The sequence below is a fragment of the Hyphomonas sp. genome (genome assembly GCF_037969335.1).
Classification (GTDB): domain Bacteria; phylum Pseudomonadota; class Alphaproteobacteria; order Caulobacterales; family Hyphomonadaceae; genus Hyphomonas.
The window spans coordinates 1-11254 of the sequence record NZ_JBBKXE010000112.1 but is presented as its reverse complement, the minus strand read 5'-3'; the positions used below and the strand labels follow the sequence as shown (position 1 = coordinate 11254).

The following is an 11254-nucleotide window of genomic DNA, read 5'->3' as shown; positions in this document are numbered from 1 at the left end:
GGCAAGGGTGGCCTCGAGCCGCTCCCGCTTACGGCCATGCCCCGGCTCACGGCTCACCGCAAACCCGGCATCGGCAAGCCCCCGGCGCACCGCACCGGCAACCGTGAATGTCCCGAGCCGGGCATCCGGCGCCGAATGCGCGGCAATCTCCGGATAGATCCATGTCCCCCACATTTCCTCGTTCTTGGCCGGGCTGAACCCGTCAAGGAACCAGGCGTCGGCCCGGAAGCGCGCGGCTGGCAGCGTCTCCCGGATGTCACCGTGATGCAGGGTCAGCGAGATACCGGCATCCGGCCAGACCATGCGGCGCACGCCCTTGGCCGGGCCGGGCCAGCGGGCAATCATCAGCGCGGCGAGTTCTTCCAGTTCGGGCCAGCTGTCGAGCGCGCGCACGGCGTCTTCGGGCAGGAGCGGGAAGGCTTCGAAACTGACAAAGTGGAGTCGCGCCGTCGGCGAGGGCCGATGGGTTTCCCACATCTGCCAGAGCGCGAGGAAGTTAAGGCCGGTGCCAAAGCCGGTTTCGGCGACGGTGAACACTTCCCTGCCCTGCCAGGCATCGGGCAGGCCACAGCCGGCGAGGAAAACCGCGCGCGATTCCGCCAGGCCGTCTCCGGCGGTAAAATAGACATCATCATGGGCGCGCGCGACGGGGGTGCCGTCCTCGCGCCAGTCAATTTCGGGAGGGGTCAGCAGGCGGGGCATTGTGATTTACTCGCAGGCAGTCGGCGGCGGGACGCCGGTCAGCGGCGACGTGAATTGCCGATCAGGTCGCCCAGCGCCATTATTGTGGCCCGGCCGACCTGCGTCACCGTCGGCTTGCGCCGGTGGACGTGGCCAACAAAATCGCCGCAATTCGACCCGGCCAGACGATAGGGCGCGCCAAGCGATCGCCGCGCGCGGGCCTCTGCTGCGATCGGATGGTCGGCCTCGCCATTGCGGTGAACCTTGATCGAACGGCTATCAGCGAATGCATCCAGCGACTGTTCGGTGACGCCGTCATGCTTGCGGGAATTGGAAATGACCGTGCCGCGCGTGGTCGCGACGCCATAATGCCGCAACACGCCGCCAAACCGTATGGAGACGACGTCGCCGGGCGACACATGCCCGTAGGGTCCAAGATGTTTTTTCATCCTGTGAGCCTAACCGAATTGCGTCACTGGGGCCACGATAAATCCCCGCCCGCGCCTGCAGGCTCTCCGAGATTTAATCCAACCATTTCGCGGGTGATGCGTTGCTTGAGTGGTCGCAATCACGCGACCGAATGTAAGGAGACTTCCCATGGACAAGGAACATATCAAAGGCGCCGCCAAGAAAGCCGAAGGCTCGGTCAAGGAAGCAGCCGGCAAGATGGCGGGCGACAAGTCGCTCGAAATGAAGGGCAAAGCTGACAAGGCCGAAGGCAATATCCGCAATGCGGCCGGCGACGTGAAAGACGCCTTCAAGAAAAAGTAAGCCCCAAGGCGGGTTTTACATACCTTCCCAAGGCCGCCCCTCGTCGGGCGGCTTTTTCTTGCCTCGGCGCATGAGGGTGACACTATATATCCTGCAACGAATGCCCTAAAGGAGGCCGCATGACCGACATCACAATCACCCTCGAAGACGGCCCCACGGGCGGACGCTACGTCGCTGTCGTCAACGGGCATGAGGCCGAGATGACATTTTCCAAGGCCGGCACCAGCCGCATCATCATTGACCATACCGGCGTTCCCAAGGAGCTGGCTGGCATGGGTGTAGGCGTGGCGCTGGTGAAGCGTGGCGTGGAAGATGCCCGCAAGAATGGCGTGAAGATCATCCCGCTCTGCCCCTTCGCCAAGGCACAGATCAACAAGCACCCCGAATGGCAGGACGTCCTGGCATGAGCGGCGAAACGATCAGCCATGACGCGGACCGGCAACGCTACAGTCTCGTGATCGACGGGACAGAAGCCTACCTGACCTATGACCGGCCGGGCGCTGCGCGAATACACATCACGCACACGATCGTACCCGACAAGCTTGGCGGTCGCGGGCTCGGCAAACGCCTTGTCGCGCGGGCGCTGGAAGATGCGATTGCCGCTGGCGACAAGGTTTCGTCTGAATGCTGGTTCGCCACCGCCCTGATCGAGAAGACGCCCGCCTGGGCGGCGCAGATGGCATGAGCGAACCGTTCTGGAAAACCGTTCCCCTCGACAAAATGGATGAGGCCCAATGGGAATCCCTCTGCGACGGCTGCGCCAAATGCTGCCTGCTGAAACTGGAAGATGAAGACACCGGCGAGATCGCCTATACCAAGCTGCACTGCACGCTGCTGGATGCCGGAACCTGCCAGTGTTCGGATTATGAAAATCGCAAGAAGAAGGTGCCTGATTGCGTGAAGCTGACCCCGGCCGGCATTGAAGAAATCAACTGGATGCCGAAGACCTGCGCCTATCGCCTCGTGATGGACGGCAAGGACCTGCCCGACTGGCACTACCTCGTCTGCGGCGACCGCGAGCGGGTGCACGAGACCGGCAACTCCGTACGAGGACGGGTCGTTTCGGAAGACACCGTGTTCGAGGACGACATGGAAGACTTCATCGTCGACTGGGAAGACGAGGCCTAGGCGCTGCGGGCGGTTCCGACCGACCGCGACATGACGGGGGCTGTCACCCAGCGCACCACAGCGATTGCACCCTCATCGACAACCGCGCGATAGAGCCGGGCGGCCCAATGGTCGGCCTTGAGCATCCGCGCGTCGCGAAACAGCGCATAGGTCAGCGACATTGCCATGACAGCCGCGACACTGCTGATCAGCAGTGCCAGGTTTCCCGGCGCCGACCGATCTTCGATATGGACGATGTAGAGCAATGAATTGCCGAATGCGAACGTGAACAGGCTTGTCCGTCCGAACACCATCCAAATGGAGTCGGAGGCGATACTCGCCATGCGGCGGATCAAGCCAAACACGTCGATGAACACGACCGTCGCCGCCACCCCCGTGAGCAGGTAGAGGGGATGGTTCGCATTGCGCAGATAGGCGCGCACGTCCGGCACGGCGACATTGTAATGGCCCGCCCACATCCAGGCAGCGCAGACCAGGACCAGCCCGATGAATGCGCCGCGCACGCCCCAACCAGGGCCTGACAACAGGAATTCCCGGCCGGGCCGCGCCGCCATCACCTTGCCCATCGCCATGCCGGCAACGACAAAACCGAAGCCGTGAAGGATGGACGGGGCGCTGTGATTGAGCATGTTGCCACCGTAGATGAAGGACGAGACATTTTCAGCGCCGGTGAAGGTGCCCATGGGGCCAAGGGTCGAGAAAATCGGGAAGGCCGCGTGAATGGCCCCGGCAACCAGGACCAGCGGCCAAAGGCCGATCCGCACACTGACCAAGATCATAAGCGGCGCGAGCACCAGCATGACGGCGTAAAAGCGCAGGATGTCCGTATAATAGGTGTCCGTGAAGAAGATCGCGCACCGCACCCAATAGGCAAAGGACAGCTGCCATGCAACGCACATCACCGCACAGGACAGGGCATAGAGAGTCCAGCATTGCAGTGCGCGGGACCAGAGTCTCTGTGTGATCACAACGCTGTGTCCGGCCGCGAATTTTCGCGCATAGACCAGCTGGAGCATGGTGCCAAACAGGCAGAAAAAGACCGGTGCCGAAGCAGACAGGAACAGGCTGAATCCGCCAAGGAATGCCCCGGCCTCGGTGCGCAGGTTTGCGGCTGTCAAAGCATGTCCGATGATGACGAAGAAGATCGCAACCGACCGCGCCAAATCTATTCCAAGATACCGCATTAACTGTTCCCCGCCCTGAATTTGCAAGTTCGGGGGCCTTCTGCAAGTTCCGGGCCCGCCTGCTCACTGCGCGACGTGCATGACCATTTCTGCGGCGAGCGTGTGCACGAGACCGGCAATTCCGTACGGGGCCCGGATGGTTTCGGAAGACATCGTGTTCGAGGACGACATGGAAGATTTCATCGCCGACCGGGAAGATGATTCCTGAGGGCCGACGTCACTTTCGACTTTGAATCAAGCCTAACCCCGTCCCGGCGGTGGAGGCCCACGGAGACCGTCGCCTGAGGCATCACATTTCTGGTCGGCAGATTCCAAAGTGCATCCGGTTTGTCCGCTATGGCATCCGATGATGGCATTCTTGCCCGGCGCATTGACGTGGTAGTGATATCCCAGCCCGCTTACATCATGCCCCCGGCAAGCATCCAGATCGTCTGGTTCATTGCCATCGGCATTGGTGCGGGCGCGAATTGGATATCCGTCCATCGCGATGCCGATGCGCGGCGCATGGCCGTTTTCCTCAGGCACTTCGATCAGGCAGTCAGTCACCGCGTGCAGATGATAGCCTACGTGCAGGTTAACATGACCGCCACAATCGTCAAACGGCGCGAGCGTATGCGCAGCCAGAATATCTTCCGTTGGCGCGGACGCATCCAGACGGACGCCACTGAACGCAACCCCAACGCCGGCATGGTCAACGCGCGGTCGCAGGCTTTGGGCAGCAACGGGTGTGATGGGGATAACGTAAGTCTGCGTCAGTCCCGGCTCCAGAAAGGAAACCTGGCATTCCACACAGTAATTTTGGTAAGCCGGGTCGACATCCGGGCGCGCGGCAGCCGCGCAGGCAACCTTTGTATCTGTCACGCGAATTTTGCCGGTGTCCGGATCAAACATTTGCCACACATCATCGTCGTAAAAGCGGTCGAGTTCCTGGATGAAAGCCCCATCCGCATCGTAGACCTTCCCATCGTCCAGCCAGATTCCGGACACGTCAGGGCCGTCGTCAATATGACGGGGGCACCACGGACCTATTTCAAAAGCTACAGGTTCGGGATTCAGCGTGATCGACAGGCATTCGGCCTTGGCGCCGTCCGAGAGCGTGCAATCGACGACTTTGGGATCGCTCGCAAAAGCCGCCTCATCAAAAAGGGACACGATGCCTGGAAGCGCAGCGCCGCTGGACGATGAGAGTGTGGGTGCTGTCTCGTCCGGGCCAGCATCAGGTGAAACGCCTGAACACGCCGTGACCCCCAAAGCGAGCACCAATACCATCAGCCGGCCAAGGGGTTGGCTCATCGTGTTCTCCATCGCGCTTCAATCCAGACCAATCGAACGTAAAGAGTAACGAAATCCGTCGCTGGCACCAGTATTCCTTCGCCGCACTGGGCCGAACTGAACGGCCTGCGGGCAAACGGATACCTGATCTGCCCGCAACCGATCCTTAACGCGCCCCTGCCACTCTGGCGGCATGGACACCCTCGCCGCCTTTCTCTCGCATCTGGAGCATGAGCGCCGGCTGGCGGGCAATACGGTTGAGGCCTATGGCAGCGACCTAGCGGACTTTTTCAATTTCCTGCGCGTGCATCTTGGCGAAGAGCCGACGCCGAAGGCGCTCGGGCGGCTGAAGGCGCGGGATATTCGTGCGCACCTGGCGCAGCGGCGGCGCGACGGCCTGTCGGACGCATCGATCGCGCGGCTGATGTCATCGATCAAGGCACTGTATCGCTGGCTGGGCCGGGCCCACGATATCGAGAATGCCGAGATCGCTTACCTTCAGGGACCGAAGCGCAAGGCCCGCCTGCCCCGGCCTGTTTCCATCGAGGCGGCCAAGGACATGATCTTTGAAGCTGAAACCGACCCGGACAGCGAGACATGGATCGGCGCGCGTGATGCCGCCGTGCTGAGCCTGCTCTATGGCGGCGGCCTGCGGATTTCAGAGGCACTGGGCCTGACGGGCGCCGACCTGCCCGCGCCTGAACGGCTGCGCATCAGTGGCAAGGGCGGCAAGGTGCGGATCGTGCCTTTGATCCCCGCCGTGCGTGAAGCGATGGATGCCTATGGCGCGCTCTGCCCCTATGCGCTGACGAAATCAGGCCCGCTGTTCCGGGGCGCCAAGGGCGGCGCGCTGAACCCGCGCCTGATCCAGGGACTGGTGCAGAAACTGCGCGGCGTGCTTGGCCTGCCCGATACCGCGACACCGCATGCCTTGCGCCATGCCTTTGCAACGCACCTTCTGGCCGCCGGCGCCGACCTGCGCGCGATCCAGACGCTGCTCGGCCATGCCTCATTGTCGACGACGCAAGTCTACACGGGTGTCGATGCCAGCCGGCTGCGCGAAGTGCACGCCGCCGCGCATCCACGGGCCTAGTCAGGGTAAACGGGTTGCCGTTTCAAAGGGCTCGTCCTTCGACTTCGCTCAGGATGAGCGCTCGAAAGGATCAGGGCGCGAGCTGGCTCGTGATCGCATCGGCCAGCAGCCAGCCGGCAGGCGTCAGCGACAGGGTTGCGCCATCGAACCGCACCCAGCCTTCGGCAACAAAGGCCTCGATCCTGTCGCGCGGCACCGGCGTGTTCGACATGGCCTCGATGCGCTGCACGTCGATGCCCTCAATGGCGCGCAGCCCCATGGCGATCAGCTCGCGCGCGATGTCCAGCGGATACAGTGTCGACGCCTCGCCCCAGCCGGAGCCGAGCGCAACGACATTGGCGATATAGGCTTCGGGTCGCTTTTCGGCCTCGCTGGCATAGCGCTTGCCGCCAACACTGACGCGTCCATGCGCGCCCGGCCCGACGCCGATCCAGTCGCCACCATGCCAGTAGATCTGATTGTGACGCGAGCGGAATTCCGGCCCGGCGGCATGGTTGGACACTTCATAGGCGGGCAGGCCGGCCCGCGTGGTGATGGACTGAGTCAGTTCGTAAAGGTCGGCCTGCGCATCCGGCTCCATGGGGATGAGTTCGCCGCGCGCGACCGCCTTGCCGAACGCCGTACGCTGCTCGATTGTCAGTTCGTAGAGCGACAGATGCGGCGCGCCGAGAGCCAGCGCATCTCCGAGTTCATCGCCCCATTCATCAATCGACTGGCTGGGCCGGGCATAGATGAAATCGATCGAGACATTCGGGAAGACATGCAGCGCGCGTTCGACTGCAGCGCGGGCCGAGACGGCGTCATGATCGCGGCCAAGGAAGGCAAGCGCATTGTCGCGCAGGGACTGGACGCCGATGGACAGGCGGTTGACGCCTGCCGCCTCGAGGCCCCGCAAGTCGGCCCGCAAGATGTCGTTCGGATTGGCTTCCAGCGTGATCTCGGCGCCCGGCTTGATGCCGAAAGCCTCGTCGGCGGCGGCCAGCAGGCCGGCAATCTCGCCCGGCTTCAGCAGGGAGGGCGTGCCGCCACCGAAATAGACCGTGTCGAGCGCGCCATGTTCCGGCATGCGCGGGCGGTGGATGCGGATATCTTCCGCAATGGCCTTGAGCAGCGGTTCGGCCGACCGCGTCTTCGCTGCGTACACATTGAAGTCGCAGTAGGGGCAGATCTTGGAACAGTATGGCCAATGGACGTAGAGTCCAAATCCATATTGTGGACCGAAAGGGGCCGACTGTTCGCCCATTACAGCAGGGCCGCCTTGAGCCTGGCAACGGCCGCAGCGCGGTGGCTCATGCCATGCTTGCGGGCCGGGTCCATTTCGCCAAACGTGATCGTTTCCCCGTCGGCGACAAACATCGGGTCATAGCCAAAGCCCTGGTCGCCTCGCGGCGGCCAGACCAGCTGGCCGTGCACTTCGCCTTCGAAGACTTCCTCGGGTCCATCCGGCCAGACAACGGCCAGGACGCAGACGAATTTGGCCGACCGGTCGATGGCGCCGATCTCCTGCAATTCCGCTTCGACCTTTTCCATGGCGCGGTGGAAATCCCGGGGTTCGCCGGCCCAGCGGGCGGAATAGATGCCCGGTGCGCCGCCCAGCGCGGTGACCGCGAGGCCGCTATCGTCGGACAGGGCCGGTGCGCCGGTCGCCTGCATGGCCGCGCGCGCCTTAAGCAGCGCATTGCCCGCAAACGTGGTTTCGGTCTCCTCGGGTTCGTCGAGATCGAGCTCCAGGGCAGAAACGACAGTGAATCCAAGGGGTTCAAACAGGTCTTTCAGTTCGGAAACCTTGCCCTTGTTGTGGGTTGCGGCAACGAGGCGACCGGGCGTGAGCGTGCGAACTGTAATTTTTACACCTGTTTCTGAAATGGTTCCATTCTTGCTTTACCTGCAAATACCTATATCGTTAAACGGTAAAGGTGTACGGTTTTGCGATAAGCGCACCTACGCCATAGACCATGAGCGCAACACGGTGAAGAGACAGGCATGAGCAAACAGGCAAGAAACTCGATGGCTGCGATCATGACGGTCCTTGTGACCATCGTGATGTGGATGACAGCCATCATCGGGGTCGTGTTCCTCGCCAGCGTCGGCGCAGCCATTTTCGCCCACCATAATGGTGGCTCGATCGACGCCCTGAATATTTCCATCACGGATGGCACTGACAGCCTGCCGGCCCTGATCGCCGGCCTGATTGGCGGCCTCGTCGTGATCCCGGCGATCATCTATGTCTGCGTCCTGCTGCGCCGCATCCTGGCGACGCTGGCCGACGGCGACCCGTTCGTGCCCGAGAATGCCAGCCGCCTCAGCCGCGTGGCTGCGACCATTGCGGTCACCCAGCTGCTACGTATTGCCGTGGCGCTGGTTGTCGGGTTCAGCTTTGATCACGCCAAGATCGGTTTCAATCTCGACCTCATCCCCTGGGCTTCGGTCGCAGCACTTTTCATTCTGTCCCAGGTCTTCCGCGAAGGCACACGCCTGCGCGATGAAGAAAAAATGACCATATAGGAGGGTAGAAAATGTCTATTCGTGTAACCCTCGACCGTGTGCTTCTGGACCGCCGCATGTCCCTGACCGAGCTGTCAGAACGTGTCGGCGTCACGCTGGCTAACCTGTCCATCCTGAAGACCGGCAAGGCCAAGGCCGTGCGCTTCTCGACACTCGAGGCGCTTTGCCGCGAACTCGACTGCCAGCCGGGTGACCTGCTCGTATTCGACGAAGAAGGCGAGGAAGGCCGACGACGGGTTGCCGCCGAATAGAGGCCGTACGACCCCATCGCGGAACCCGCCGCCTGCTCCCACGTAGAGACCCTATGAAACTTGCTCCCGTCGCTCTCGCTGCCTGTCTCGGCCTGCTCACCGCATGCGGCGGCGGCAATTCGGAAGTCGGCGAATTCAAGAATGACTGGGTCGGCAACGAGATCAAGATCAAGTCACTGACCGACCCGAAGATCGACGGCGTCATTTGCCACCTGTCCTATTTCGACCGGGGGTTCTGGGACCGGGTCGGCAAGGGCAACTGGTTCGAGAACCCGTCCAACTCGTCGATCTCGTGCCTGCAGACCGGCCCGGTCACCATTCATGACATCGATCTCGACAAGTCCGGCGAAGAGGTCTTCGACCAGAACCAGAGCCTGATCTTCAAGCAGCTGGCCGTGCGGCGCATCTATGATGCCGACAGCGACAGCCTGATGTATGTTTCGTTCAGCCGGAAGATCACAAACGGCTCGGCCAAGATGAGCCTCTCGACTGTCCCGCTCTATGGACGCGACGTGACGTGGGACCGCGGAAAGCCGACCCAATAGGCCCCATCCGGCCTGTGGCCTGCGTCAATTTATAACATGCATATGAAATGCATGTTTAATTGACCTCCCGACCGGACATCCCTAGGTTGGCTTGGTGATCGCCCGCCACATCCTGCGCGGCGCACACAAAGGAGCTGACCATGCCCAAACCCAGTTTTGCCGCCAAGCTTATTGGCGGCCTCGCCGTCGGTGCCGTCGTCGCGACGGGCGCAGTCATGGGCCTTGTCTGGCTGTTCAGCCGGTCGTCCATGGGCAGCGACATGTCGGGTCATGGCTGGACGGCCCTGCTCGCCGGTACGGTCGTGTCGTTCGTTGTCGCAGGCGTCCTGTCCACCGTCCTGATCCTGGGCCGACGGAACGGCTTTGACGAAGGTGCCCACGAGATTGTCTGGGACACGCATCATTCGGACGAAGAATCCTAGTCATGCGTTTGAACATGCAGACAGATTTCGCGTTACGCACGCTGATGCATCTTGCCGTGAACACGGACCGCCGTGTCACGATTTCAGACATCTCCGAGACCTTCGGCATCTCGAAGAACCATTTGATGAAAGTGTCGCAGGCGCTCGGTCAGGAAGGCATCATTGCAACAGAACGCGGTCGCGCCGGCGGTCTCCGCCTCGCGCACGCGGCATCGGATATCCTGGTGGGTGACGTGGTTCGCCGCATGGAAGGCAATGCCGCCCTGGTGGAATGCTTTCCCGGGGGCGCAGGTGGCTGCCGCATATCGCCGACCTGCCGGTTGCGCGGCGCACTGGCCGAAGCGCTGGATGCCTTTTTCGGGGCCCTGGATTCCTATTCAATCGCAGACCTCGTGCGCGGCAATGCCCCGCTGCACGACATGCTCACCATGGGAGAGTCCGCATGAACCATGTCTTGCGCTCCGCCGAAGAACGCCGCCGGGACATCCAGCTCAATGCTGACCGCATGGGCATTGATGACGCTTACATCTCGGAACTGGTTGAGACCTTTTATTACCGGGTCCGCGCTGACGCGACACTGGGCCGGATCTTCAACAAGGAAATCGGCGACAATTGGGGGCCTCACCTCGCCCGCATGAAGGATTTCTGGGCCTCGGTGGCCATGAATGCCGGGCGCTATAATGGCAAGCCGGTGCCCGCGCATACAAAGCTGGAAGGCGTCGATGCGTCCCACTTCCAGATCTGGCTCGGCCTGTTCCGGCAAACGCTGGAAGACACCGCGCCCAGCGCCGAGGCTATCCCCTATTTCATGGAACGGGCCGAACGCATTGCCAAGAGCCTGCAGCTGGCCATGTTCGGCCTGCCGAACCTGCCACCGCGCAATTAGGCGAGCGCGGCGCGCTGGGCCTCGAACAACATGTTGCAGCCCTGTTCGGCAAGGCGCAGCATCTCGTCGAGTTCCTTGCGGCTGAGCGGGCGCTCCTCGCCGGTGCCCTGCACTTCGATGAAGCCGCCATCGGAACTCATCACGACATTCATGTCCGCTTCGCCCTGGCTGTCTTCGGGATAATCGACATCCAGCACGGGGAAGTCCTGATAGACGCCGACAGAAATGGCGGCCGCCTGTTTCTGAATCGGGTCTGCCGGGATGACGCCTTCTGACTTGAGGTAGCGGCACGCCAGCGCAAGCGCGACAAAGCCGCCGGTGATCGACGCCGTACGCGTACCGCCATCGGCCTGCAGCACGTCGCAGTCGATCGTGATCTGGTTCTCGCCCAGCGCGGTCAGGTCGACCGGGGGGATGCCGAGCTTTGCGCCGATTTCGGTAACAGGCTTCTTTGTCGCCGCCCGGGCGATCTCGATATCACTGGCCATGCGGCCCCCTCTTGGTTCCCTGATGCCC

18 protein-coding genes are annotated in these 11254 nt (G+C 62.1%); 11 read left to right on the top strand and 7 right to left on the bottom strand.

Annotated features, from left to right (window positions below; genetic code table 11):
• The coding region (gene mnmD, locus AADA04_RS08555; RefSeq protein WP_340692838.1) for a tRNA (5-methylaminomethyl-2-thiouridine)(34)-methyltransferase MnmD at positions 1-702 on the bottom strand (702 nt) is incomplete at its 3' end.
• Positions 703-740: 38 nt separating this feature from the next.
• Positions 741-1130 carry a hypothetical protein gene (locus AADA04_RS08550; RefSeq protein ID WP_340692837.1) on the bottom strand — a complete coding sequence of 130 codons (390 nt, stop codon included), beginning with the start codon at positions 1128-1130 and terminating at the stop codon, positions 741-743.
• 148 nt (positions 1131-1278) lie between these two features.
• Here AADA04_RS08550 and AADA04_RS08545 point away from each other — a divergent pair, with 148 nt between their 5' ends.
• From AADA04_RS08545 to AADA04_RS08530, 4 genes are all read left to right on the top strand, one after another.
• Positions 1279-1452: a CsbD family protein gene (locus AADA04_RS08545; RefSeq protein ID WP_340692836.1), complete on the top strand. Its 174-nt coding sequence runs from the start codon at positions 1279-1281 to the stop codon at positions 1450-1452.
• Positions 1453-1571: 119 nt separating this feature from the next.
• Entirely contained in the window at positions 1572-1859 is a 288-nt protein-coding gene (locus tag AADA04_RS08540; protein ID WP_340692835.1) for a GNAT family N-acetyltransferase, read from the top strand.
• A complete protein-coding gene (locus AADA04_RS08535; RefSeq protein ID WP_340692834.1) occupies positions 1856-2137 on the top strand; it encodes a GNAT family N-acetyltransferase in 282 nt (93 codons plus the stop codon). Before AADA04_RS08540 ends, AADA04_RS08535 begins: the two co-directional genes overlap by 4 nt.
• The gene (locus AADA04_RS08530; RefSeq protein ID WP_340692833.1) at positions 2134-2580 is read left to right on the top strand and encodes a YcgN family cysteine cluster protein; all 447 of its coding nucleotides are present in this window, start codon (positions 2134-2136) and stop codon (positions 2578-2580) included. Before AADA04_RS08535 ends, AADA04_RS08530 begins: the two co-directional genes overlap by 4 nt.
• On the opposite strand, the gene opgC is transcribed toward AADA04_RS08530, so the two are convergent.
• Together opgC and AADA04_RS08520 are read right to left on the bottom strand one after the other, a co-directional pair.
• The gene (gene opgC, locus AADA04_RS08525; protein ID WP_340692832.1) at positions 2577-3764 is read right to left on the bottom strand and encodes an OpgC domain-containing protein; all 1188 of its coding nucleotides are present in this window, start codon (positions 3762-3764) and stop codon (positions 2577-2579) included. The genes AADA04_RS08530 and opgC overlap by 4 nt on opposite strands.
• Before the next feature lie 240 nt (positions 3765-4004).
• Complete coding sequence (locus tag AADA04_RS08520; protein ID WP_340692831.1) at positions 4005-5057, bottom strand: YHYH protein; 1053 nt, start codon at positions 5055-5057, stop codon at positions 4005-4007.
• A 172-nt stretch (positions 5058-5229) separates the two neighbouring features.
• Between AADA04_RS08520 and AADA04_RS08515 the strand changes: the two genes are divergently transcribed.
• On the top strand, positions 5230-6129 hold the full coding sequence (locus AADA04_RS08515) for a tyrosine recombinase XerC (RefSeq protein ID WP_340692830.1): 900 nt from the start codon (positions 5230-5232) through the stop codon (positions 6127-6129).
• Between the two features lie 70 nt (positions 6130-6199).
• Here the strand turns inward: AADA04_RS08515 and hemW are convergent, their stop codons facing one another.
• Entirely contained in the window at positions 6200-7372 is a 1173-nt protein-coding gene (gene hemW / locus AADA04_RS08510) for a radical SAM family heme chaperone HemW (RefSeq protein ID WP_340692829.1), read from the bottom strand.
• Complete coding sequence (rdgB, locus tag AADA04_RS08505) at positions 7372-7974, bottom strand: RdgB/HAM1 family non-canonical purine NTP pyrophosphatase (protein WP_340692839.1); 603 nt, start codon at positions 7972-7974, stop codon at positions 7372-7374. The genes hemW and rdgB overlap by 1 nt, the downstream gene beginning before the upstream one ends.
• A gap of 138 nt (positions 7975-8112) precedes the next feature.
• Here rdgB and AADA04_RS08500 point away from each other — a divergent pair, with 138 nt between their 5' ends.
• The 6 genes from AADA04_RS08500 to AADA04_RS08475 all read left to right on the top strand — a co-directional run bounded on the left by AADA04_RS08500 (position 8113) and on the right by AADA04_RS08475 (position 10738).
• Entirely contained in the window at positions 8113-8634 is a 522-nt protein-coding gene (locus tag AADA04_RS08500; protein WP_340692828.1) for a DUF2975 domain-containing protein, read from the top strand.
• 11 nt (positions 8635-8645) lie between these two features.
• Positions 8646-8885 carry a helix-turn-helix transcriptional regulator gene (locus AADA04_RS08495; RefSeq protein WP_045695373.1) on the top strand — a complete coding sequence of 80 codons (240 nt, stop codon included), beginning with the start codon at positions 8646-8648 and terminating at the stop codon, positions 8883-8885.
• A 53-nt stretch (positions 8886-8938) separates the two neighbouring features.
• Positions 8939-9430, top strand: a complete 492-nt coding sequence (locus tag AADA04_RS08490; protein WP_340692827.1) for a CreA family protein — start codon at positions 8939-8941, stop codon at positions 9428-9430.
• A 140-nt stretch (positions 9431-9570) separates the two neighbouring features.
• The gene (locus AADA04_RS08485) at positions 9571-9852 is read left to right on the top strand and encodes a hypothetical protein (protein ID WP_340692826.1); all 282 of its coding nucleotides are present in this window, start codon (positions 9571-9573) and stop codon (positions 9850-9852) included.
• 2 nt (positions 9853-9854) lie between these two features.
• Positions 9855-10298, top strand: coding sequence for an Rrf2 family transcriptional regulator (locus AADA04_RS08480; protein ID WP_340692825.1), 444 nt, complete (start codon positions 9855-9857; stop codon positions 10296-10298).
• On the top strand, positions 10295-10738 hold the full coding sequence (locus AADA04_RS08475; protein WP_340692824.1) for a group III truncated hemoglobin: 444 nt from the start codon (positions 10295-10297) through the stop codon (positions 10736-10738). Before AADA04_RS08480 ends, AADA04_RS08475 begins: the two co-directional genes overlap by 4 nt.
• Here AADA04_RS08475 and rph read toward each other — a convergent pair.
• On the bottom strand, positions 10735-11254 hold a 520-nt coding region (gene rph / locus AADA04_RS08470; protein WP_340692823.1), incomplete at its 5' end, for a ribonuclease PH. The genes AADA04_RS08475 and rph overlap by 4 nt on opposite strands.

Coding starts and splice junctions, on each gene's coding strand:
- AADA04_RS08550 (WP_340692837.1), bottom strand. CDS start 1,130: ATGAAAAAACATCTTGGACCCTACGGGCATGTGTCGCCCGGCGACGTC.
- AADA04_RS08545 (WP_340692836.1), top strand. CDS start 1,279: ATGGACAAGGAACATATCAAAGGCGCCGCCAAGAAAGCCGAAGGCTCG.
- AADA04_RS08540 (WP_340692835.1), top strand. CDS start 1,572: ATGACCGACATCACAATCACCCTCGAAGACGGCCCCACGGGCGGACGC.
- AADA04_RS08535 (WP_340692834.1), top strand. CDS start 1,856: ATGAGCGGCGAAACGATCAGCCATGACGCGGACCGGCAACGCTACAGT.
- AADA04_RS08530 (WP_340692833.1), top strand. CDS start 2,134: ATGAGCGAACCGTTCTGGAAAACCGTTCCCCTCGACAAAATGGATGAG.
- opgC (WP_340692832.1), bottom strand. CDS start 3,764: ATGCGGTATCTTGGAATAGATTTGGCGCGGTCGGTTGCGATCTTCTTC.
- AADA04_RS08520 (WP_340692831.1), bottom strand. CDS start 5,057: ATGAGCCAACCCCTTGGCCGGCTGATGGTATTGGTGCTCGCTTTGGGG.
- AADA04_RS08515 (WP_340692830.1), top strand. CDS start 5,230: ATGGACACCCTCGCCGCCTTTCTCTCGCATCTGGAGCATGAGCGCCGG.
- hemW (WP_340692829.1), bottom strand. CDS start 7,372: ATGGGCGAACAGTCGGCCCCTTTCGGTCCACAATATGGATTTGGACTC.
- AADA04_RS08500 (WP_340692828.1), top strand. CDS start 8,113: ATGAGCAAACAGGCAAGAAACTCGATGGCTGCGATCATGACGGTCCTT.
- AADA04_RS08495 (WP_045695373.1), top strand. CDS start 8,646: ATGTCTATTCGTGTAACCCTCGACCGTGTGCTTCTGGACCGCCGCATG.
- AADA04_RS08490 (WP_340692827.1), top strand. CDS start 8,939: ATGAAACTTGCTCCCGTCGCTCTCGCTGCCTGTCTCGGCCTGCTCACC.
- AADA04_RS08485 (WP_340692826.1), top strand. CDS start 9,571: ATGCCCAAACCCAGTTTTGCCGCCAAGCTTATTGGCGGCCTCGCCGTC.
- AADA04_RS08480 (WP_340692825.1), top strand. CDS start 9,855: ATGCGTTTGAACATGCAGACAGATTTCGCGTTACGCACGCTGATGCAT.
- AADA04_RS08475 (WP_340692824.1), top strand. CDS start 10,295: ATGAACCATGTCTTGCGCTCCGCCGAAGAACGCCGCCGGGACATCCAG.